Below are 17,974 nucleotides of genomic sequence, written 5' to 3'. Positions count from 1 at the left end.
CTACCTCCGCGCGCCGTAGACCTGACCACGGCTCTGCTCGTCCTCCGCCTCGCCACCGAGCGGGATGCCCGTGCGGTCACGCAGGAGGAGGGTCGCCGCGAAGGCGATCACGATCATGCCGGCGATGTAGAACGCGACACTCGTCGACGACCCCGTGACCTGCACCAGCCAGGTCGCGATCGTCGGCGCGAACGCTCCGCCGAGAATGGCGCCGATCGCGTAGGTGACCGACACACCCGTGTAGCGGATCGATGCAGGGAAGAGCTCGGCGAAGTACGCCGCCTGGGGTCCGTAGGTGAAGCCGTTGCCGATCGTGAACAGGGCGAGCCCGAGGAACAACAACCACGGATTGCCGGTGTTCACGAGCGGGAAGAGCACGAAGACGGTGGCCAGGAACGCGACCCACCCGATGATGTAGGTGTTGCGTCGGCCGATCCGGTCGGAGAGCGAACCCGCGAACCACGTGACGATCAGCCAGACGATGGCCGACCCGGTCACCGCGAGCAGCACCGGCGTCCGCTCCATGCCCACCAGGCCACCGTCGGCGAGCGGCGTCGTCGCGTAGTTCTGGATGTAGCCGCCCGTGGTCATGTAGCCGGCGGCGTTGTTGCCGGCGAAGGTGAGTGCCGCGAGCAGCACGAGCAGCCAGTGGTGGCGGAAGAGCTCGACGATCGGGACGCGGCGACGCTCCTTGTTGCGGGCGAGGGCGACGAAGACGGGGCTCTCGTCGACCTTCCGGCGCACGACGTAGCCGACGATGATCAGGACGAAGCTCAGCAGGAACGGGATCCGCCAGCCCCACTCGAGGAACGCCGCGCCGGGCGAGATCACGCCCGTCATGAGGGCGAGCATGCCGGAGGCGAGGAGGAGTCCGATCGGGACGCCGATCTGCGGGAACGCGCCGAACCGACCGCGGCGACCAGTCGGAGCGTGCTCGACGGCCATGAGGACGGCGCCGCCCCACTCCCCGCCGGTCGACAGTCCCTGCAGGATGCGGAGGAACACGAGCAGCGCGGGGGCGATGATCCCGATCTGGTCGTACGTCGGCAGCAGACCGATGAGCGTCGTGGCGGCGCCCATGAGGAAGAGCGTGATGACGAGCATCTTCTTCCGGCCGATGCGGTCGCCGAAGTGCCCGGCGACGAACGCGCCGAGCGGCCGGAACAGGAAGCTGACGCCGACCGTCGCGAACGACAGCAGCAGCGCGGCCTGCGGTCCGGCGGGCTGGAAGAAGAGCTGCGAGAAGACGAGTCCAGCGGCGCTCGCGTAGAGGAAGAAGTCGTACCACTCGACCGTGGTGCCGATGACGGTGGCGAAGGCCACGCGCCGGAGTTCCGCGGGCGTCGTCGCTCGCGCCAGTGATGCGGTTGTCATTGTCTCGAGACCCCTTTGTCCGTCGCGGCCCGTCATTGGACCGCCAGAATGTACACCACATCGTATACAATCGTGGTCACCGCGCAAGAGGCAGTCGATGACGACGCACCGTATCGTGATCGCAGGCCGCAGTCGACGCAGATGAGGACGGGACGCGATGCAGGATCACGAACGACAGGCGATCGCCGACGAGCTGGCGGCGGCGCACGAGGAGCGGAGCGTCATCCCCCTCCTCACCGCCCGGCACCCGGGCATGACCATCGAGGACTCCTACGCCGTGCAGGCACTGTGGGCCGAACGCCGCATCGCCGCCGGTCGGCGCATCGTCGGCCACAAGATCGGCCTCACCTCGAAGGCGATGCAGCAGGCCACCGGGATCACCGAACCCGACTACGGCGTCATCCTCGACGACCAGGTCTTCGACTCGGGGGCGACGCTCGACTTCGACGCCTACTCCAACGTCCGCGTGGAGGTCGAGCTGGCCTTCGTCCTCGGCCGCCCACTGCAGGGGCCGCACTGCACGATCTTCGAGGTGCTCGACGCGACCGACCACATCGTGCCGGCGCTCGAAGTCCTCAACTCCCACATCGAACTCGACGGTCGCACGATCGTCGACACCATCGCCGACAACGCGGCGCTCGGTGCCATGGTGCTCGGCGGAACGCCTGTCCGCCCCGACGCGATCGACCCGCGATGGGTCTCGGCCCTGCTCTACCGCAACCAGACCATCGAGGAGTCGGGGGTGGCCGGCGCCGTCCTCGGACACCCGGCACTCGGCGTCGCGTGGCTCGCCGGCAAGCTCGCCCAGCACGGCGGGAGTCTCGCCGCTGGGGAGATCATCCTGTCGGGATCGTTCACGAGACCGATGTGGGTCGAACGGGGCGACACCGTCCACGCCGAATACCAGGGACTGGGAGCCGTGACATGCCGATTCGAATGACCCTGCCGCCGACCTTCGGCGAGCGCCTGCGCACCGCGGATCGCCCCCTCATCGGAATGTGGGTGGTGTCTGGCAGCCCGATCGCGGCGGAGATCGCGGCGGGCAGCGGGCTCGACCTGCTCCTCATCGACGGCGAGCACTCGGCGAACACCCTGGAGAGCATCCAGCTACAGCTGCAGGTGGTGGCCGCTTTCCCGGTGTGTCCGCTGGTGCGGGTGCCGTTCGGCGACGCGGTCGTCATCAAGCAGGTGCTCGACCTCGGGGCACAGAACCTCATCGTGCCCATGGTGTCGTCGGCCGAGCAGGCGGCGGCACTCGTACAGGCCGTGCGGTACCCGCCGCAGGGCGTCCGCGGGGTCGGCAGCGCGCTCGCGAGGTCCTCCCGCTGGAACCGGATCGACGACTACCTCGCGCAGGCGAACGATTCGGTGTCGCTCACGGTGCAGATCGAGTCGGCGGAGGCCGTGGAGCAGGCGGACGAGATCCTCGCGGTCGACGGCGTGGACGCGGTGTTCGTCGGTCCGGCCGACCTCTCGGCGTCGCTCGGACTGCTCGGCCAGCAGGGGCACCCCACCGTGGTCAGCGCTGTCGAGCGGATGCTCGATGCCGCCGCCGCCGCGGGGAAGCCGGCCGGCGTGAACGCCTTCGACCCCGTCATGGCCGAGCACTACCTCGACCGCGGGGCGTCCTTCGTCCTCGTCGGCGCGGACGTGTCGCTCCTCGCCCGCGCATCCGAGCAGTTGGCCGAGCGCTTCATCGACGGCCGGAGCGACGCGACCCGCAGCGACGGGTACTGACCCTTCCCCACTGTGTCCGGATCGTATACGATTCTGGATACCGACAACGAGGACGTGTGATGAGCAGCCACCAGGGCATCGAAGGCCTCCCGAACAGCGGGGGCGGCAAGATCATCGCCGTCCACCTCAACTACCCGTCACGGGCCGCCCAGCGCGGCCGCACGCCGGAGCACCCCTCGTACTTCCTCAAGCCGTGGTCCTCCGTCTCGAGCACGGGCGGCACCATCGAGCGCCCGGCCGGCGCGGAACTGCTCGCCTTCGAGGGCGAGATCGCGATCATCATCGGTACCGCGGCGCGCCGCGTGAGCGTCGAGGACGCCTGGCAGCACGCCTCTGGCGTCACCGCGGCGAACGACTTCGGGCTCTACGACCTCCGCAGTGCCGACAAGGGGTCGAACCTGCGCTCGAAGGGCGGCGACGGCTACACGCCCCTCGGCCCGTCCGTCATCCCCGCCGAGCAGATCGATCCGGCCGCTCTCCGCGTGCGCACCTGGGTCAACGGCGTCGTGGTCCAGGACGACACGAGCGACACGCTGCTCTTCCCCTTCGCCCAGCTCATCGCCGACCTCTCGCAGCTCTCGACGCTCGAGCCCGGCGATGTCATCCTCACCGGCACACCCGCCGGCTCCTCCGTCGTCGTGCCCGGCGACGTCGTCGAGGTCGAGGTCGACGCACCGACCGCACCCGGCACCCCGACGAGCGGTCGACTCGTGACGACGGTCGTCGAGGGCACCGAGCCCTTCGGCGGGTTCGGCGCGAAGCCGGTCGTCGACGACCATCAGCGGATCGAGGCCTGGGGGGACGCTGTGGCGGCGGGTCTGCCTGCACCGGCTGAGCCTCTCACCGCTGCATCGCCCGCCGAACCGCTCGACCCCGCGGTCGCCGAGCAGCTCGCCTCGGTCTCGACGGCGACGCTGAGCGCCAAGCTGCGGGCCCGCGGGTACACCGAGGTCTTCATCGAGGGCGTCCACGCCTCACGACCGGGCACGCGCATGGTCGGCGTGGCCCGCACCCTCCGCTTCGTCGCCTACCGGCCCGACCTCTTCGCCGAGCGTGGGAACGGCTTCAACGCGCAGAAGCGCATCTTCGACACCGTCGAGTCCGGCGAGGTCATCGTGATCGAGGCACGCGGTGAGCGCGGCACGGGCACCGTCGGCGACGTCCTCGCACTTCGGGCGCAGCAACGGGGATCGGCCGGGGTCGTCACCGACGGCGGCATCCGCGATGCCGAGCAGGTCGCGGCGTTCGACCTGCCGACCTTCTCGCAGGGTCCGCACCCGTCCGTCCTCGGGCGCCGCCATGTGCCGTGGGAGACCGATGTCGCGATCACCTGCGGTGGGGCGACCGTCCTGCCGGGCGACGTGATCGTCGGGGACGGTGACGGCGTCATCGCGATCCCTCGGGCGCTCGCCGCCGAGGTCGCCGCGGAGGCGGTCGTGCAGGAGGCGGAGGACGCGTGGATCGCCGAGCAGGTCCGTGGCGGTGCCGCCGTCGACGGACTCTTCCCGCTGAACGCCGAGTGGCGGGCGCGATACGAGAGCGAGCAGGGACGATGAGCGGGCCACACCCGACGACCGGGCAGGAGGCGTCGCTCAGCAAGTCCGAGCGCGCCTACCGGTTCATCCGCGAGGCCATCGACGAGGGGCGCTTCGTCCCCGGGTACCGGCTGGTGCTCGGCCAGATCGCCGGCGAGCTCGACATCAGTGTCGTCCCGGTGCGTGAGGCGATCCGGCGGCTGGAGGCCGAGGGGCTCGTGACGTTCGAGCGCAACGTCGGCGCGCAGGTCGCGATGCTGCACGAGACCGAGTACCTCTTCACGATGCAGACGCTCGCCCTCGTCGAGGGCGCAGCGACCTCGATGAGCGCCGCCTACCTCACCGACGACCACCTGGCCCGCGCCCGCGAGATCAACGAGCGGATGCGCCGCACCCTCGACGACTTCGATCCGCACGCGTTCACGGCGTTGAACCTGGAGTTCCACACCGTCCTCTTCGAGGAGTGCCCGAACCCGCACGTCCTCGACCTCGTCCACCGCGGCTGGCGGCGGCTGAACGCGCTCCGCGATTCGACGTTCAGCTTCGTGCCCGGCCGCGCGCGGGAGTCGGTCGCCGAGCACGACGGCATCCTCGAACTCATCGCCGCCGGCGCGCAGCCGCTCGAGATCGAGATCGCCGCCCGCGACCACCGCACCGCGACGCTCGACGCCATGCTCGCGTACCAGGCGGAGCACCAGCCGCCCACCACGGCCCGCCCGCCGTCGTCACCGCCGTCCACCACCGACCGGAGGAACCACCCATGACCCAGCACGTTCCGGCAGCGTTGCCCGACCGTATCCGGCACTACATCGACGGCGCGTTCGTCGACTCGGTCGACGGCGACACCTTCGACGTCCTCGACCCGGTGTCGAACGAGACCTATGTCCGGGCCGCCGCCGGCAAGCAGGCGGACATCGACCTCGCCGTCGCCGCCGCCAAGCGCGCCTTCGACGAGGGTCCGTGGCCGCGGCTCCTCCCCCGCGAGCGCAGCCGGATCCTGCACCGGGTCGCCGACGCCGTCGAAGCGCAGGACGCCCGCCTCGCGGAGCTGGAGAGCTTCGACACCGGGCTGCCGATCACGCAGGCGCTCGGGCAGGCAAAGCGCGCCGCGGAGAACTTCCGGTTCTTCGCCGACCTGATCGTCGCCCAGCACGACGACACCTACAAGGTGCCCGGGCGGCAGCTCAACTACGTCAACCGCAAGCCCCTCGGTGTCGCGGGGCTCATCACGCCGTGGAACACGCCGTTCATGCTCGAGAGCTGGAAGCTCGCTCCGGCCCTCGCGACCGGGAACACGGTCGTCCTGAAGCCGGCGGAGTTCACCCCGCTCTCGGCGAGCCTGTGGGCGGACATCTTCCGCGACGCCGGAGTGCCCGACGGCGTGTTCAACCTCGTGAACGGGCTCGGTGAGGACGCCGGCGACGCCCTCGTGAAGCACCCGGACGTGCCGCTCATCTCGTTCACCGGCGAGAGCAGCACCGGTCAGCTCATCTTCGCGAACGCCGCGCCGTTCCTGAAGGGGCTCTCGATGGAGCTGGGCGGCAAGTCGCCGGCCGTCGTGTTCGCCGACGCCGACCTCGACGACGCCCTCGACGCGACGGTGTTCGGGGTGTTCTCGTTGAACGGCGAGCGCTGCACCGCCGGCAGCCGCATCCTCGTCGAGCGGAGTGTCTACGACGACTTCGTCGAGCGCTACGCCGAGCGGGCCCGCAACATCGTCGTCGGGCACCCGAACGACCCGGCCACCGAGGTCGGCGCGCTCGTGCACCCGGAGCACTACGAGAAGGTCATGGGCTACGTCGAGATCGGCAAGACCGAGGGCCGCCTCGTCGCCGGTGGTGGTCGCCCCGAGGGGTTCCCGACCGGCAACTACGTCGCGCCGACGGTCTTCGCCGACGTACCGCCGACCGCCCGCATCTTCCAGGAGGAGATCTTCGGGCCGGTCGTCGCCATCACCCCGTTCGACTCCGACGAGGAGGCACTCGCGCTCGCGAACGACACGAAGTACGGGCTCGCCGCCTACATCTGGACGAACGACCTCAAGCGGGCCCACACCTTCTCGCAGAACGTGCAGGCCGGGATGGTGTGGCTGAACTCGAACAATGTGCGCGACCTCCGCACGCCGTTCGGCGGGGTCAAGGCCTCGGGCCTCGGGCATGAGGGCGGCTACCGCTCGATCGACTTCTACACCGACCAGCAGGCGGTGCACATCACGCTGAACCAGGCGCACTCCCCGCGCTTCGGGACCGGCGGACCGCTGCAGGCCGCGCACTGACCGCTCCCGGTCGACCCCCACCCAGCAATCGAGATCAGCAAGGACGCAGATCATGTCGAAACCCATCACCCCGTCGTCGGCCGAGCCCGTCGTGACCGCCACCGACCCGATCCCCGTGCCGGTGAACCGCATCCCGACGCCCGCCGCCACCCCGCCGGACATCCTCCGCTGTGCGTACATGGAGATCGTCGTCACGGATCTCGCCGCGAGCCGGAAGTTCTACGTCGACGTCCTCGACCTCGTGGTCACGGAGGAGGACGAGACGACCGTCTACCTGCGGAGCTTCGAGGAGTTCATCCACCACAACCTCGTGCTGCGGCAGGGGCCGGTGGCGGCGGTCGCGGCGTTCAGCTACCGGGTGCGGAGTCCTGAGGACCTCGACCGCGCGGTCGCCTTCTACACGGAGCTCGGGTGCCGGGTGGAGCGTCGGGCCGAGGGGTATGTGAAGGGCATCGGCGACTCGGTGCGCGTCGAGGATCCGCTCGGGTTCCCCTATGAGTTCTTCTACGACGTGGAGCACGTCGAGCGGTTGGCGTGGCGCTACGACCTGTACACGCCAGGCGCGCTCGTGCGGCTCGACCACTTCAACCAGGTGACGCCCGACGTGCCGCGGGCGGTCGCGTACATGGAGGACCTCGGGTTCCGCGTCACGGAGGACATCCAGGACGAGGCCGGGACGACCTACGCGGCCTGGATGCGTCGGAAGCCGACGGTGCACGACACCGCGATGACGGGTGGCGACGGACCGCGCATGCACCACGTGGCGTTCGCGACGCACGAGAAGCACAACATCATCGCGATCTGCGACAAGCTCGGCGCGCTGCGGATGTCGGACGTCATCGAGCGCGGCCCCGGCCGGCACGGCGTCTCGAACGCGTTCTACCTGTACATCCGCGACCCCGACGGCCACCGGATCGAGATCTACACCCAGGACTACTACACGGGCGACCCCGACAACCCGGTGGTCACGTGGGACGTGCACGACAACCAGCGGCGCGACTGGTGGGGCAACGCCGTCGTGCCGAGTTGGTACACCGACGCATCGCTCGTCCTCGACCTCGACGGCGAGCCGAAGCCGGTCGTCTCCCGGACCGACGACTCCGAGCTCGAGGTCACCATCGGTGCCGACGGCTTCTCCTACACCCGCAAGGGCGACGACGCGCAGGGCTTCAAGCTCGGCAACACGCTCTAGGCCTCGGTTCATTCGCCCATCTTTGGGCGACGCAATGTCCGCTCGCCCAAACATGGGCGAATGAACCCGGAGACACCAGTCCGCGAGGAGACACGGTCGGCTAGGGTCAGCCCCATGAACGCGGACGACGCTTGTGGCTTCTGCACGAACATCACTGAGGGCACGTTCGACGTGGTCGCTCGGGGAACCGGTGTCATCGCTGTCCTCGACCGGCACCCGATCAATCGTGGCCATGTGCTCGTCCTGCCGACACGCCACGCGCCAGACCTCACGGCACTCCATCCCACGGAGATCAGCGAGATGGTTGTCGTCGCGCAGCGCGCGGATCGAGCGATCCGAAACGTCTTCGGAAACGCTGTCGAAGGGACGAATCTGCTGATGTCGAACGGCGCGGCTGCGGACCAGGGCGTCCCCCATGCCCATCTCCACGTCATTCCGCGTGCCACCGGTGACGGCTATGAGTTCCGTGAGGACGCGAGCCGTTATCCACTCGTCCCGCTGGACGCAGCTGAGCGCGCCGCCCTGAGCTCGGAACTCGACTCAACGAACTGATGCACTGAGTTGAGTCGAACGGTCGCACGCTCGCCGCTCATGCGACGATCTGCCTCACTTCGCGGGCTCGATGCTCTGCCACTTCCCTATGCTGGCTGGATGATGAGCCCGGTCGGCTACACCTCGTTCACCGGATCCGCACCCGACGGCGTGTGGGGTGAGGTCACGCAGCTGTTCGTCGCGGCGTTCACCGCCGAGCCGTACAACGAGGACGCGATCGACCTCGCGACCATCCGGCAGTGGGGCCCGGAGCATCTCGGGCACCGCGGCGGACGCCTCGTCATCGCCACGGTCGACGGCCGGGTCGTGGGCTTCGCGCTCGCCCACGGCCTCGATGCCGACCCGGCCTGGCTCGGCATCCTGGCGCAACTGGCCGACTCCAGCAGTACGGCATCGGCTGCGCTCGCGCGGCCGGAGGACGCCGTCGTGGTCCACGAACTCGCCGTCGCGGAGGATCAGCGCGGACGTGGGGTCGCCCGCGGCTGCCTGGCCGCGCTGCTGCAGGACCGGACGGAGACACAGACCTTCATCGGCGTCTACGAGCGCGCGACCGAGGCGGCAGCGATGTATCGCAGCTGGGGACTCAGCGAGCTCGGCCGTGTACCGATGCCCGGCGACGCGATCGCCCTCCGCGTCCTGACCACACCCACGACCGAGCTGGTGTCGCGCCTGCGATCCACCGGGGAGTCGGCACCGTGACCCGGCGGACCCTCTGGCTCACCCGCTGGGAGTGGCGCTGCTGCGGCGGCCCCCTGGTGACCGGGCAGCAGGTGACGCTGTCCGTCTGGCCCGTCGACGACAGACAGCGGACCTGGCTAATCGATGAGATCGGAGCCGATCTCACGGCGCGTATCGACGGTGTCGAGAGGCACCACGAGGAGGACCCCGCTCCGGAGTGCTTGACGGGCACGCTGTCGAGGCTGTCGACGGTGTCCGTGCTCTCGCGCCTCGTCCACACGGAGCGCCCTCCGTTGCCACTCGGAGCCCTGCCTGCGGCGAGGCGACTGATCGGTCCCCCAGGCAGCGGCGTGTACATCGGCGTACCGCACCCCCCGTTCGCGACGCATCATGAAACTGTGCCAGGGCCGCCCATCGTGCAGGAGACGCCGCGTATCCCGCCCCGGCGCGGGGTCGAGGGCGCCGACGCCCGGTCGGCAGCACGAGCCCGGTCAGCAGCACGCGCAGCGGAACAAGCGGCCGCGGACGCGGAAGCCGAAGCACATGCAGCGCGCGGGACCATCCCACCACCGGGCTATGTCGAACCACGACTTGTCGGCTATCTCGTCGAACTCGACCTGGACGTCGACTGAGCCGGACCGGCGTGGCTCAGTCCGCTCGGCGCAGTCCCCGCAGCGTCGCGTCGATCAGCCGTTCGGCACGCTCCGGCGTCAGCCGATCCGACTGCTCCGCCGCTCGCGCGACCGCGATGCCGTCGAGCACCGCGAGCAGGAGTGCCGCATCGTCCGCGGCCAGGCCGTCATCAGGGAACGCGGCGACGAGCAGCCGCAGGAGGACCTCCTCGGTGCGGGCCCAGTCAGCGGTGTGGATCGCTCGCACCTCGGTCTCCGTGCTCGCCCGGGCGGCGAAGGCGACCCAGACGATCCCGTCGGTCAGGTCATCACCCTCGATGCAGGCGATCTCACGACAGAAGATCCGAAGTCGCTCCTCCTCGGAGTTCACAGCCTCGAGCCGCGCTGCCACGCGCCGACGGAAGCGCTCGTTGACCTCGGTCATCGCCGCGACCACCAGTCGGTCCTTCGTCGGGAAGTGATGCTGGACCGCGCCGACGGAGACACCGGCCTCGCTCGCGACCGAGCGGATCGTCAACGCATCGGCGCCGCGCGACGCCATGATCCGCAGCAGTGCATCGAGGATCCGATCCCTGTTCGTGTCCTGCTCGGTCATCGCCTCCGCTTTCGCCATCGCCCACTCGACAGGGTACGGTCTTCACATGACCAATACGAGCGTATTGCCTCCGTCGCAGCCGACCTCCCGACGCATCGCCGCACTCGACGTGGTCCGTGGACTCGCGATCCTCGGCACGCTCGGGACCAACATCTGGGTGTTCTCGCACCCCTGGGGTCTGCTCGGGATGCTCTCGGCCCCGGTGACGCCGGAGACCGGCCCCGCGGCGGGCGCGATCCAGCTCGCCCTCATGGCACTCACGCAGGGCAAGTTCCTCGCCCTCCTGACCCTGATGTTCGGCGCGGGACTCGCGATCCAGCACGCCACCGCACGCCGACGCGAGCAGCGCTGGCCGGGCCGGTACCTGTGGCGCGCCACCCTGCTCCTCATCGACGGTGCCGTGAACTACGTCCTCATCGCAGAGTTCGACGTCCTCATGGGCTACGCGGTCACCGGCGCCATCGTCGCCTGGCTCCTGCTCACCAGGCCCCGCGCCCAGCGCGCCATGATCGCCGTCTTCGGCGCGCTGCACGTCCTCCTCATCAGCACGATCGTCGCGTTCATCGCCACGACGCCGGCGGTGTCGGGCGACCTCCCGCTCCCCGCCGGACCGAGCCCGTACGCCACTGAATCGTTCCTCGGCCTGGCGGTCTTCCGGCTCGACAACGTGGGGGTCTTCCGCGCGGAGCCCGTCCTGATCGGGTTCCTCACGCTCGCCATGTTCCTCGCCGGCGCGCACCTGTTCCAGGCCGGCGTCTTCGGTGAAACCGGTGGTCGACTCCGACGCCGCCTGATGATCATCGGGGCCTGCGCGCTCCCGATCGACCTCGCCCTCGGCATCTGGGGCGGCACCGCGGGACTCCTCGCCGAACGCTACCTGGCCGCACCCCTCGTGGCGCTCGGCATCCTCGGCGCCACCGTCGAGCTCTGTCGTCGCTTCGGCACCGACGGCTGGGTGGCCTCGCGTCTCCGCGAACTCGGGAAGGTCGCGCTGAGCGCCTATCTCCTGCAGAACCTCCTCGGCGGCGCGATCTTCTACGGGTGGGGCTTCGGCCTCGCCGAACTCACCGCTCCGTGGCGTGTCCCGATCACCGTCGCCGCGTTCGTCGTCATCGCCGCGCTCGTGACCGGCTTCGCCCACCTCTGGCTCCGGCGGTTCGCACTCGGTCCCGTCGAGTGGCTCTGGAAACGCGGCGCGGAGCTCGGGACGAAGCAGCCGGAGGGCCGACCCTCGCTACGGTGAGACCATGACCACCGTGCACCTGACCGGCCAGTTGATCTGCGCGACACCGACCGACGTGGCGATCGTCGAGACCCATCTGCCGGAGCATGTCGCTCTCACCCGAGCCGAACCGGGGTGCGTGTCGTTCGAGGTGACGCCGACGGACGACCCGCTCGTCTGGGACGTCGCCGAGGTCTTCGAGGACGACGAGTCGTTCGCGGCACACCAGGCCCGCGTCGCGTCCAGCGCGTGGGGACGCGCGACCGCGGGCATCGAGCGCCGCTACCAGGTGACCCGGTCGCCAGCGGGTCAGACCGTCATGGACGTCGGCGACGACGACCTCGCCGACCTCCGCCGCAGACTCCACGACACTCGCTGGCCTGACCGTTGGCCGACCGCCGGTTGGGAGGCCGGCACCGACCAGGACGAGCTGCGACGGCTCGTCACCTACTGGGCGGACGACTTCGACTGGGCGGCACAGCAGCGGGACATCAACGCCCTGCCGTGGCACCGGGCGGAGATCGATGGGGCCGCCATCACCTACCTCCGGTTCGACGCCGAGGCCCCGGGCGGCATCCCCGTCGTCCTCACGAACGGATGGCCGAGCACCGCCCTCGAACTGGTCGGACTCGCCAGGCGCCTCGCGACGCCGTCCCGCTTCGGCGGGGACCCGGCGAGCGCCGTCACCGTCATCGTGCCCGCGCTGCCCGGACTGCCGTTCTCGCCGCAACGGCCGACCTTCGGCGATCAGACCCACGAGCTGTGGCACACCCTCATGCACGATCACCTCGGCTTCGCCCGGTACGCCGCCCATGGAGGCGACCTCGGGGCCGGGATCACCTCTCGGCTCGCGCAGGCGCATCCCGAGGCGGTCGCCGGCATCCACCTCCTCGCGGTCGCCGCGCCGCTCGAGGTCGACGCCGAGATGCTCACCGAGGAGGAGCGGGCGCATCTCGCCCGGGTCGAGGCCTGGGACGCCGAGGAGGGTGCGTACGAGCATCAGCACCACACGCGTCCACTCACGCTCGCTCCCGCACTGTCCGACTCCCCCGTCGGCCTGCTCTCGTGGATCCTCGAGAAGCATCGGGCCTGGAGCGATTGCGACGGCGACGTCTCGTCCCGGTTCAGCGACGAGTACCTCGCGACACTCGCCTCCGTCTACTGGTTCACGAACGCGATCGGCACCTCGCTCCGCCCGTACTACGAGTCCGCGACCGGGATCACGACCCGTGTCGACCGGGTCGACGTGCCGACCGCGGTCGCGCTGTTCCCGCACGACCTTGCGAGCCCACCGCGCAGCTGGGCCGAGCGGAGCTACGACGTGCGACGGTTCACGACGATGCCCCGAGGCGGCCACTTCGCGCCGCACGAGGAGCCCGAGCTCCTCGCGGAGGACATCCGGGCGTTCCTGACGACGCTGTAGCGGACGGCAGCGCGACGCTCGTCGTTGCCGGGAGGCTGCCCGACATGTCTCCAGTTCGTGATTGATCGGTCCGCGCGTCGTCCCCGACGCTCGTCGTCCCGATCCTGATCACCCCGCGCGCCGTCGAGCGCGCCCGTTTCACTGGAGTCCTTCTCATGTCGTGCACCCGGACAGCGCGTTATCTCGACGTGCTCGCACTTCCCCATGTCCCGTTGACCTTCGGGTCCGCTCTCATCGGCAGATCCGCCTACGCGCTGGTACTGCTCCCCCTGCTCTACGCGGTCTCCGAAGCGACGGGTTCGATCGCCCTCGCGGGTGTCGCGGTGGCTGTCTACGGCGCCACGGCGAGCCTCCTCGCACCGCTTCGGGCCTGGTTCATCGACCGCCACGGCGCTCGTCGTGTCCTGGCCATCCTGATCCTCGTCTTCGGTGGCGCCATCGCGGGCCTGGCCGTCGCGTCCCTCACCGCCGCTCCCGGGGCGCTGTTGATCACGCTCGCAGGACTCGCCGGCGCGTTCGCTCCGCCGCTCGGCCCGACGATGCGTGTCGCCTGGGGTCGGCTCACGCCAGACGGTGAACTCCTGCGCAAGGCACTCAGCCTGGATGCGGTCATCGAGGAGCTCCTCTGCCTCGCGGGACCCGCGGCGGCCGGGTTGGCCCTCGCCGTCATCGCCCCGGGGACGGCACTCCTCGTGCCCGCCGGATTCGTCCTCATCGGCGGACTCCTCTTCGTGAGCACGTCGACCGTCGGCAGCATGGCGCCGCAGGATCGCAGCATCCCTCGGCAGGACCGTGGGCGGTCACTCCTGCTCGACGCCCGCTTCATCGCCATACTTCTGCCGGTGCTGGTCGCCGGGGCGGTCTCGGGCACGATCAGTGTCGCCGTACCGGTCGTGCTCGCGGAACACGGTGGTGCAGCTGCCGCGGGCATCGCCCTCGGACTCTTCGCCGGCGGGAGCGCCCTCGGCGGACTGCTCTACGGGGCGCTCTCGGTCCCGGGATCGGCCGTCCGCCAGCTGGTCGCACTCGCGGGGGCACTCCTCGTCTCGGCATCGCTCATCGCCACGGTGACCGGCTTCCTCGCCGTCAGCGTCGTCCTCGCGGTCGCCGGGCTGTTCTTCTCGCCGATCATGATCGTCTCCTACGTCGCCGCGCACGCAGCCGGTGGGCGGTACCAGCAGAACGCCGCGACGACCTGGGTGAACACGGGACACAACATCGGTGCGGCAGCGGGCAGTGCGATCGCCGGCGTCCTCATCCAAGCGGCCGGCGCACCCACCGCGGTCGTCGGTATCTGCGCGGCCGCAGCCGTCATCGTCCTCGTGGCGGCTGCGCTCGCCACGCTCACGCCGGGTGAGTCGTCCACCGGGGACGACTCACTGCAGGCGTGACCCGGGCCCATCGATACGGTGAGAGCATGAGCACCGTCCGAGACGCCTACGCCCGGCGGTCCGCCGAGTACGCGACGCTGCTGGGCACGATGGCATCGGTGCACCCGTCGGACCGGCAGCTCGTGACCTCCTGGGCCGACCGGATCGCCGGTCCCGCGCTGGACGCCGGCTGCGGCCCGGGGCACTGGACTGCGTACCTCGCCTCGCGCGGGCTCGACATCCGTGGCGTCGACCTGGTCCCCGAGTTCATCGCGCATGCCCGCGCCGAGCACCCGAAGACCCGGTTCGACCTCGGCAGCCTCGACACCCTCGACGCGGAGACCGGCTCGGTGGGCGGCGTCCTCGCCTGGTACTCGCTGATCCACCACCGTCCCGACACGATCGACACCTCACTCGCGGAGTTCGCTCGCGTGCTCCGGCCGGGTGCCGAACTCCTGATCGGCTGCTTCGAGGGGCCATCGGTCGAGCCGTTCGACCATGCCGTGGTGACGGCCTATCGCTGGCCGATCACGGAGCTGGCCGAGCACGTGCGCCGAGCGGGCTTCGAGGTCATCGAGACGCACACGAGGACGAGCCTCGATCAGCGACCGCACGGGGCGATCCTCGCCACCCGCATGTGACGCCTCGGGTGGGGCCGGGGGTGCTGGACGCAGCGGGCCTGCGTCTCCTCGCAGTTCCAGAGTACGCCGGGCACCGGGGCTTGCCGCAAGACCCCCTCCGGCCTCCAGAATGGGTGGCCGCGGTCGCCTCCGACCACGAGAACGGGGTCCTCATGCACGACGTCATCATCAGCGGTGGAGGCCCGACCGGCATGATGCTGGCCGCCGAACTCCGCCTCCACGGCGCCGACGTCCTCGTCCTCGAGCGGGACGCCGAGCCGAGCCCTGTCGTGCGGTCGTTGGGCCTCCACCCGCGGAGCATCGAGATCCTCGACCAGCGCGGCATCCTCGACCGGTTCCTCGCCGAGGGCACGCAGCACCCGGGGGCCACCGGCCACTTCGCCGGCATCGTCCCACCGCGACCCGTGCCGCTCGACACCGCGCACGACTACGTCCTCGGTCTCCCGCAGCCGGTGACCGATCGACTCCTGACCGAGCGCGCGGTCGAGCTCGGCGCCGAAGTGCGTCGCGGGAGCGCACTTGTCGACCTCGAACAGGACGACGACGGCGTCACCCGCGAACAGGACGACGACGGCGTCACCGTCGAGCTGGACGACGGCGAGCGCCTGCGGGCGCGGTGGCTCGTCGGGTGCGACGGCGGGCGGAGCACCGTCCGGAAGATCCTCGGCATCGGCTTCCCCGGCGAGCCCGCGCAGACCGAATGGATCCTCGGGGAGATCCAGGTCACGCTCCCCGCGGACGAGATCGCAGCCATCGCCGAGGAGGTCCGGAAGACGCACCGTGGCTTCGGCATCGGGCCGGTGTCGGGCGGCTTCTTCCGCGCGGTGGCGCCCGCCGATGCTCCCGCCGACGAACGCCTGGCGACTCCGACGATCGAGGAGTTCCGGGCCCGGCTCGAACGCTTCGCCGGGACCGACTTCGGCGCACATTCCCCGCGCTGGCTGTCGCGCTTCACCGATGCGACGAGACTCGCCGAGCGCTACCGGGTCGGCCGGGTGCTCATCGCCGGTGACGCCGCCCACGTGCACCCGCCCCTCGGCGGGCAGGGCCTCAACCTCGGGATCCAGGACGCGTTCAACCTCGGATGGAAGCTGGCCGCCGAGCTCGCCGGCTGGGCACCGGCCGACCTCCTCGACACCTACGCGATGGAGCGCCGCCCGGTCGCCGACGACGTCCTCACGCTCACCCGAGCGCAGAGCGTCCTCCTGTCCCCCGACCCCGGCCCGCAGGCGGTGCGTCGACTGTTCTCGGAGCTGATGCGGTTCGACGACGTGGCCCGCTTCCTGGGCGAGCGGATCGCGTCAACCGGCATCCGGTACGACGTCGGAGGTCCTGTCGCCGCGGTGGACGACGGCTCGGACGACGGGTCGCTGCTCGGTCGACGGCTCCACGACCTCCCCCTGGCCGACGGCGGGCGCTTGTTCACCCTCCTCCACGAAGGTCGCGGACTCCTGCTCGACCAGTCCGGAACCCACACCGTCACCGGCTGGGCGGACCGCGTCGACCGAGTCGTCAGCACGACCCCGGAGCTCGCGGCCACAGCGGTGCTCCTGCGCCCGGACGGTCACGTGGTCTGGCTGGCCGACGGGCGGGAGCCGCTCGAACCGGCCCTCCGGCGCTGGTTCGGCGAGCCGACACGGTGAGGTGAGGTGGTTCGTCGCCCGCCCCGAGACTCTGCGACGATCCGCCGCATCTCAGCGAGCGCTCAGTCGTGGTCGATGGAGGCGACCGCGTCGGCCACCTGCGACTTCCCCTCGGCCACGCGGTCGTCGTCGTCGGTGACGATGCCGATCGTCTCCTCGATCCGACCTCCGACGGCCTGGATGATGGCCGCTGGCTGCGGTGCCTCCGGCTCCTTGTCGTCGCTCCCGTCCGAGTCCTCGGGGTAGACCTGGAGTCGGTCGTCGTCGCCGTCCGCCACCGTGCGCCTGGCGTGGTCGACGCAGAGTTTCGCGACCTCCTCGGCGTGCGCGTACATGACGGAGTGCGCAGCACCCGGGATCTCCCAGAGGCGTGAGGAGGGCAGGAGTTCGCCGACCCGTTCCACCCACTCGCGCGGTGCGACGGCGTCGTACTCGCCGCGGATCACGAGCGTGTGCGCCTGCACCTTCGGCAGGGCCTCTTCGATCGGGTAGGTCAGCATCTCCGGCAGGACCCGCGAGAACCACTTGAAGCCGCAGAAGACGTAGGCGCTGACGGCGAGCACCTTCACCGTGAGCGGTTCGTGCCAGCTCGACTGCAGGAACCGGACCGCCTGGGTGAGCACCCGCCGCTGACCCGGCACGACGACCGGGCCGATGAGGATGAGGGTCGACAGCTCGGGGCGCCGGGAGACGAGGTCGCTGACGACCTGGCTGCCCATCGAGTGGCCGACGATGATCGGGTCCTTGAGATCGAGCTCGTCGATGACCCGACCGACGAGGTCCGCGTACTCGCGGATCGTGAGCGTCGACGAGGGGTGCGGCACCCCGCCGAAGCCGGGGAGGTCGAGCGCGTGCACCGGCCCGAACTCGTTGAGGTGCGGCGCGAGGCGCTCGAAGTACGTGGACGAGACACCGATGCCGGGGATGAGGATGAAGGAGCGATCCCCGCTGGACCCCACGGAGTTGACCCGGACGTAGACGTCGCCGTCGTACACGCGATCGACCCGCACACTCCGCTTGCGACGCTTGCGTTCGATCCTCGACATGCCCCAAGCGTACAAGCGGCCGGCGCCCGCACCGTCGGAGCTGTCAACCATGCGGGATT

General features: G+C 70.2%; 17 protein-coding genes. 14 read left to right on the top strand and 3 right to left on the bottom strand.

Features of this window, described 5'->3' with window-relative positions; genetic code table 11:
• Complete coding sequence (locus tag IFR14_RS04320; RefSeq protein ID WP_138946222.1) at positions 1–1,374, bottom strand: MFS transporter; 1,374 nt, start codon at positions 1,372–1,374, stop codon at positions 1–3.
• Positions 1,375–1,531: 157 nt separating this feature from the next.
• Here IFR14_RS04320 and IFR14_RS04315 point away from each other — a divergent pair, with 157 nt between their 5' ends.
• The 9 genes from IFR14_RS04315 to IFR14_RS04275 all read left to right on the top strand — a co-directional run bounded on the left by IFR14_RS04315 (position 1,532) and on the right by IFR14_RS04275 (position 9,975).
• Positions 1,532–2,314: a 2-keto-4-pentenoate hydratase gene (locus IFR14_RS04315; protein WP_191940359.1), complete on the top strand. Its 783-nt coding sequence runs from the start codon at positions 1,532–1,534 to the stop codon at positions 2,312–2,314.
• Positions 2,299–3,111, top strand: coding sequence for an HpcH/HpaI aldolase family protein (locus tag IFR14_RS04310; RefSeq protein WP_191940358.1), 813 nt, complete (start codon positions 2,299–2,301; stop codon positions 3,109–3,111). Before IFR14_RS04315 ends, IFR14_RS04310 begins: the two co-directional genes overlap by 16 nt.
• Positions 3,112–3,170: 59 nt before the next feature.
• Positions 3,171–4,667: a fumarylacetoacetate hydrolase family protein gene (locus tag IFR14_RS04305; protein WP_191940357.1), complete on the top strand. Its 1,497-nt coding sequence runs from the start codon at positions 3,171–3,173 to the stop codon at positions 4,665–4,667.
• A complete protein-coding gene (locus IFR14_RS04300; protein ID WP_071261785.1) occupies positions 4,664–5,410 on the top strand; it encodes a GntR family transcriptional regulator in 747 nt (248 codons plus the stop codon). Before IFR14_RS04305 ends, IFR14_RS04300 begins: the two co-directional genes overlap by 4 nt.
• Complete coding sequence (gene hpaE / locus IFR14_RS04295; protein WP_191940356.1) at positions 5,407–6,921, top strand: 5-carboxymethyl-2-hydroxymuconate semialdehyde dehydrogenase; 1,515 nt, start codon at positions 5,407–5,409, stop codon at positions 6,919–6,921. Before IFR14_RS04300 ends, hpaE begins: the two co-directional genes overlap by 4 nt.
• 52 nt (positions 6,922–6,973) lie before the next feature.
• Positions 6,974–8,113 carry a 3,4-dihydroxyphenylacetate 2,3-dioxygenase gene (gene hpaD / locus IFR14_RS04290; RefSeq protein ID WP_191940355.1) on the top strand — a complete coding sequence of 380 codons (1,140 nt, stop codon included), beginning with the start codon at positions 6,974–6,976 and terminating at the stop codon, positions 8,111–8,113.
• 114 nt (positions 8,114–8,227) lie between these two features.
• Positions 8,228–8,665: an HIT family protein gene (locus IFR14_RS04285; RefSeq protein ID WP_191940354.1), complete on the top strand. Its 438-nt coding sequence runs from the start codon at positions 8,228–8,230 to the stop codon at positions 8,663–8,665.
• 99 nt (positions 8,666–8,764) lie between these two features.
• Positions 8,765–9,364: a GNAT family N-acetyltransferase gene (locus tag IFR14_RS04280; protein WP_191940353.1), complete on the top strand. Its 600-nt coding sequence runs from the start codon at positions 8,765–8,767 to the stop codon at positions 9,362–9,364.
• Positions 9,361–9,975 carry a DUF6578 domain-containing protein gene (locus IFR14_RS04275; RefSeq protein WP_191940352.1) on the top strand — a complete coding sequence of 205 codons (615 nt, stop codon included), beginning with the start codon at positions 9,361–9,363 and terminating at the stop codon, positions 9,973–9,975. The genes IFR14_RS04280 and IFR14_RS04275 overlap by 4 nt, the downstream gene beginning before the upstream one ends.
• Before the next feature lie 16 nt (positions 9,976–9,991).
• Here IFR14_RS04275 and IFR14_RS04270 read toward each other — a convergent pair whose 3' ends face one another.
• Positions 9,992–10,588, bottom strand: coding sequence for a TetR/AcrR family transcriptional regulator (locus IFR14_RS04270; RefSeq protein ID WP_191940351.1), 597 nt, complete (start codon positions 10,586–10,588; stop codon positions 9,992–9,994).
• A gap of 28 nt (positions 10,589–10,616) precedes the next feature.
• Here IFR14_RS04270 and IFR14_RS04265 point away from each other — a divergent pair, with 28 nt between their 5' ends.
• From IFR14_RS04265 to IFR14_RS04245, 5 genes are all read left to right on the top strand, one after another.
• Complete coding sequence (locus IFR14_RS04265) at positions 10,617–11,813, top strand: DUF418 domain-containing protein (protein WP_191940350.1); 1,197 nt, start codon at positions 10,617–10,619, stop codon at positions 11,811–11,813.
• A gap of 4 nt (positions 11,814–11,817) precedes the next feature.
• Positions 11,818–13,215 carry an alpha/beta fold hydrolase gene (locus IFR14_RS04260; RefSeq protein WP_191940349.1) on the top strand — a complete coding sequence of 466 codons (1,398 nt, stop codon included), beginning with the start codon at positions 11,818–11,820 and terminating at the stop codon, positions 13,213–13,215.
• A gap of 212 nt (positions 13,216–13,427) precedes the next feature.
• Positions 13,428–14,606, top strand: coding sequence for an MFS transporter (locus IFR14_RS04255; RefSeq protein ID WP_191940348.1), 1,179 nt, complete (start codon positions 13,428–13,430; stop codon positions 14,604–14,606).
• A 26-nt stretch (positions 14,607–14,632) separates the two neighbouring features.
• Positions 14,633–15,226 (top strand): class I SAM-dependent methyltransferase, encoded by a 594-nt coding sequence (locus IFR14_RS04250; protein ID WP_191940347.1) that lies wholly within the window; start codon positions 14,633–14,635, stop codon positions 15,224–15,226.
• 152 nt (positions 15,227–15,378) lie between these two features.
• Positions 15,379–16,869, top strand: a complete 1,491-nt coding sequence (locus tag IFR14_RS04245; RefSeq protein WP_191941237.1) for an FAD-dependent monooxygenase — start codon at positions 15,379–15,381, stop codon at positions 16,867–16,869.
• A 62-nt stretch (positions 16,870–16,931) separates the two neighbouring features.
• On the opposite strand, the gene IFR14_RS04240 is transcribed toward IFR14_RS04245, so the two are convergent.
• Positions 16,932–17,915, bottom strand: coding sequence for an alpha/beta fold hydrolase (locus tag IFR14_RS04240; RefSeq protein ID WP_124768512.1), 984 nt, complete (start codon positions 17,913–17,915; stop codon positions 16,932–16,934).
• Between the last annotated feature and the right edge of the window lie 59 nt (positions 17,916–17,974).

This window comes from Plantibacter sp. CFBP 8775, from assembly GCF_014839505.1.
GTDB lineage: Bacteria > Actinomycetota > Actinomycetes > Actinomycetales > Microbacteriaceae > Plantibacter > Plantibacter auratus.
Note: the sequence above shows the minus strand (reverse complement) of the source record. Positions and strands in the feature narration are given on the sequence as shown.

Bases quoted from the DNA above. Each gene is read 5' to 3' on its own strand.
- IFR14_RS04300 (WP_071261785.1), top strand. From the start codon at position 4,664: ATGAGCGGGCCACACCCGACGACCGGGCAGGAGGCGTCGCTCAGCAAG.
- IFR14_RS04285 (WP_191940354.1), top strand. From the start codon at position 8,228: ATGAACGCGGACGACGCTTGTGGCTTCTGCACGAACATCACTGAGGGC.
- IFR14_RS04320 (WP_138946222.1), bottom strand. From the start codon at position 1,374: ATGACAACCGCATCACTGGCGCGAGCGACGACGCCCGCGGAACTCCGG.
- IFR14_RS04270 (WP_191940351.1), bottom strand. From the start codon at position 10,588: ATGGCGAAAGCGGAGGCGATGACCGAGCAGGACACGAACAGGGATCGG.
- IFR14_RS04265 (WP_191940350.1), top strand. From the start codon at position 10,617: ATGACCAATACGAGCGTATTGCCTCCGTCGCAGCCGACCTCCCGACGC.
- IFR14_RS04315 (WP_191940359.1), top strand. From the start codon at position 1,532: ATGCAGGATCACGAACGACAGGCGATCGCCGACGAGCTGGCGGCGGCG.
- IFR14_RS04305 (WP_191940357.1), top strand. From the start codon at position 3,171: ATGAGCAGCCACCAGGGCATCGAAGGCCTCCCGAACAGCGGGGGCGGC.
- IFR14_RS04250 (WP_191940347.1), top strand. From the start codon at position 14,633: ATGAGCACCGTCCGAGACGCCTACGCCCGGCGGTCCGCCGAGTACGCG.
- IFR14_RS04280 (WP_191940353.1), top strand. From the start codon at position 8,765: ATGATGAGCCCGGTCGGCTACACCTCGTTCACCGGATCCGCACCCGAC.
- IFR14_RS04245 (WP_191941237.1), top strand. From the start codon at position 15,379: ATGCACGACGTCATCATCAGCGGTGGAGGCCCGACCGGCATGATGCTG.
- hpaE (WP_191940356.1), top strand. From the start codon at position 5,407: ATGACCCAGCACGTTCCGGCAGCGTTGCCCGACCGTATCCGGCACTAC.
- IFR14_RS04310 (WP_191940358.1), top strand. From the start codon at position 2,299: ATGCCGATTCGAATGACCCTGCCGCCGACCTTCGGCGAGCGCCTGCGC.
- hpaD (WP_191940355.1), top strand. From the start codon at position 6,974: ATGTCGAAACCCATCACCCCGTCGTCGGCCGAGCCCGTCGTGACCGCC.
- IFR14_RS04240 (WP_124768512.1), bottom strand. From the start codon at position 17,915: ATGTCGAGGATCGAACGCAAGCGTCGCAAGCGGAGTGTGCGGGTCGAT.
- IFR14_RS04260 (WP_191940349.1), top strand. From the start codon at position 11,818: ATGACCACCGTGCACCTGACCGGCCAGTTGATCTGCGCGACACCGACC.